This window comes from Winkia sp. C0117E2 (genome assembly GCF_056590455.1).
This window is the reverse complement of the sequence record NZ_JBWPWD010000013.1, coordinates 1-934: the sequence shown is the minus strand read 5'-3', so window position 1 is coordinate 934 and position 934 is coordinate 1. Positions and strand designations below refer to the sequence as shown.

Below are 934 nucleotides of genomic sequence, written 5' to 3'. Positions count from 1 at the left end.
TCCCAAGACCACCACCAGCAAACCCCCGAAAGGGAAAACCAGCAGTAAATATTGGTTAGTACTATGCGCCTCACCACAGAACGAGAATATGCCGGTACCAGAATAAAAACTGGTTAACCATCGACTACGCCTGACGGCCTCGCCTTAGGACCCGACTAACCCAGAGCGGACGAACCTACCCCTGGAACCCTTAGTTATAAGACGGAAAAGATTCTCACTTCTCAATCGCTACTCATGCCTGCATTCTCACTCCCACACAATCCACCCCGGATCACTCCGAAACTTCACCTCATGCAGGACGCTCCCCTACCCAACCACACACCAACCACCCAACAAAGAGCAGCCAGCACACGTATGGAAGCCACGGTATCGGCGGTATGCTTAAGCCCCGCTAAATTATCGGCGCGCAATCACTAAACCAGTGAGCTATTACGCACTCTTTCAAGGATGGCTGCTTCTAAGCCAACCTCCTGGCTGTCACAGCAACTACACATCCTTTCCCACTAAGCATACCCTTAGGGGCCTTAACCGGCGATCTGGGCTGTTTCCCTTTTGACAACGAAGCTTATCCCCCGCTGTCTCACTGCCAAGCAATAGTTTAATGCGCATTCGGAGTTTGGCTGGTCTCAGTAACCAACAAGGCCCATTGACCAACCAGTAGCTCTACCTCACACAAACCTAAACTCAACGCTGCACCTAAATGCATTTCGGGGAGAACCAGCTATCACGGAGTTTGATTGGCCTTTCACCCCTACGCACAGTTCATCCCCTCCATTTTCAACTGAAGTGGGTTCGGTCCTCCACCACGTCTTACCATAGCTTCAACCTGACCATGCGTAGATCACCCCGCTTCGGGTCTAGAACACGCGACCAAACGCCCTTATCAGACTCGCTTTCGCTACGACTACCCCACACGGGTTAACCAAGCCACATG

General features: G+C 51.9%; 1 rRNA gene. It reads right to left on the bottom strand.

Going from position 1 to position 934, the window contains the following annotated elements:
• Positions 1-934, bottom strand: a 23S ribosomal RNA gene (locus AC1EKG_RS10415); the annotation flags it as partial.